The following is a 1,751-nucleotide window of genomic DNA, read 5'->3' as shown; positions in this document are numbered from 1 at the left end:
CGTGAAGCCGTTGATAAATTGGCAATAGAAATGCGTGCAAAGCGCTTCGGTTTAACGCTACAGGAGGCAAAAAATCCACTTTCTGGTACCTATATCGGGCGGCTTTGTTTGCAAGGCGTGATTACTCAAGAGCAATATGATGCCGCGCAACAGTACCTACAGATAAGAAACGACTATTTGTGTGCAAAAGGCTTGCCAAGTGCTGTTTATAATGAAATTCCGTCATCTTCTGATGATAAGGCAAGAGACAAGTGGGTAGCATTTGCAACAGAGCAGTTTATAAACATGCAAGAGGCACTAAAAGAAGCCCAGTGTCTTTATAGACAGTACAATCTTTACGCAGCGCTACAGTACCTCGTTATAGAAGATCAAATGCTACCACATCTTGTGAATTCACTGCGGGTTGCTCTTAACGTGCTTCAGAAACATTTTGATCGTTAAATGACAATCTCTATTACGGTTTCATTATATAGTATATCCATTCTATGGTGTTGCAACGTTTCTTTAGTAATTCAATCGTTTCATAATAACCGTTTCTCACATTATATACTAGATCAGTAATTTGTTCTTCTAAGTCAAATTCAGGGTCCTTCGTAGTTTTAAGAAATTCTTTCGCATAATAAATCATTGGATTTTTGCTGTTATTTGATTCGTTATATGCCCACATAAAATACATTGGCTTCCAAAGATATTTCCTGCGTAAATGATCTATCACATTGGGTAGAGCCATGGGTAGATCCGTATGTGACATCAATATATTATAATCACCCCGCAATAAATTCACATAGCGTCCGCAATAAATAACCCATAGATGACGTTTCAATATAAAATCAGTTTCGGTGTATCCATGTCTGTGTGCATATTCTTTTGCTTCGAGTATCTTTTCAGAATGCGTAGAGCCAATATATGATTCACTCGCGTATTTGTTGTAAAGTTTATTATACTTCTCCATAGTATCTACACTTGTAAACATACGCGTCAATTTGTCTATAAATCCAAATGACGCTGATGCAGGTAGCGCTGATATAAAAAAGAAAGCTATAAATGTTATGATGCGTGTTATGGATAATGATTTCATCATTTTGAACCCTTAATTATTCATAAGCGCTGTTTAACCGATTCACTTTGAAATTATCAATATGTGTTATTTTTATGTTGACAAATTGTAGCAAATCGTATTTAATGACATTGCTGTACTTAGGCGTATTGTGTCTAGAGAGGGAAATGTACAGTTCAAAATCCCCGCAAATGCGGGGTTTTTTATTATCTGGAGGGCGTATTTTATGACATCAGAAAATACACATCAGGCTCCACAACCCATTAAAAAGCGTATACCACCAAAGGCAGGTCAAGGGCGTGTCAAAGGCGTTCCGAATAAGATGACGCGCATTTTAAAAGAAGCAGTGGTTAAGGCTGCTGAGAATGCTGGGAATAAAATTGGCAAGGATGGTTTGATCTCTTATTTGGAAAAGCAGGCTATGGAATGCCCCGCTGCTTATTTAGCGTTGCTTGGTAAGGTGTTGCCTTTACAGGTAACAGGTGAAGATGGGGGAGCCATTAAGATCATAACGCGTGTAGAAATTGCTCCTTTAACAATGAATGACGACAAGACAGATTAAGATTGTACCAAAACTTATCCCTATTTTTGATGGGGATGCTTTGGTACGAGCGGCGTGGGGTGGACGAGGGTCTGGAAAGACAAGATCATTTGCATTGATGGCTGCTTTAAAAGGCTATCAATTTGGTATGCA

At 38.5% G+C, this 1,751-nt stretch carries 3 protein-coding genes and 1 pseudogene; 3 read left to right on the top strand and 1 reads right to left on the bottom strand.

Translation table 11 applies throughout. The annotated features are described in order from the left end of the window. Positions 1 to 441: hypothetical protein (locus ACFINY_RS09625; protein WP_375701060.1), on the top strand; the 441-nt coding region annotated here is incomplete at its 5' end. A 13-nt stretch (positions 442 to 454) separates the two neighbouring features. On the opposite strand, the gene ACFINY_RS09620 is transcribed toward ACFINY_RS09625, so the two are convergent. After that, the gene (locus ACFINY_RS09620) at positions 455 to 1,081 is read right to left on the bottom strand and encodes a hypothetical protein (protein ID WP_375627825.1); all 627 of its coding nucleotides are present in this window, start codon (positions 1,079 to 1,081) and stop codon (positions 455 to 457) included. A gap of 202 nt (positions 1,082 to 1,283) precedes the next feature. Between ACFINY_RS09620 and ACFINY_RS09615 the strand changes: the two genes are divergently transcribed. Next, positions 1,284 to 1,619, top strand: a complete 336-nt coding sequence (locus tag ACFINY_RS09615; protein ID WP_375701059.1) for a hypothetical protein — start codon at positions 1,284 to 1,286, stop codon at positions 1,617 to 1,619. Next, a pseudogene (locus ACFINY_RS09610) lies at positions 1,600 to 1,751 on the top strand (PBSX family phage terminase large subunit); the annotation flags it as partial. The gene ACFINY_RS09615 and the pseudogene ACFINY_RS09610, both read left to right, overlap by 20 nt.

The sequence above is a fragment of the Bartonella sp. AA23NXGY genome, from assembly GCF_042197165.1.
In the GTDB taxonomy this organism is placed as follows: Bacteria; Pseudomonadota; Alphaproteobacteria; order Rhizobiales; family Rhizobiaceae; genus Bartonella.
Note: the sequence above shows the minus strand (reverse complement) of the source record. Positions and strands in the feature narration are given on the sequence as shown.

Excerpts from the sequence above, each read along its gene's own strand:
- ACFINY_RS09620 (WP_375627825.1), bottom strand. The coding sequence starts at position 1,081 with ATGATGAAATCATTATCCATAACACGCATCATAACATTTATAGCTTTC.
- ACFINY_RS09615 (WP_375701059.1), top strand. The coding sequence starts at position 1,284 with ATGACATCAGAAAATACACATCAGGCTCCACAACCCATTAAAAAGCGT.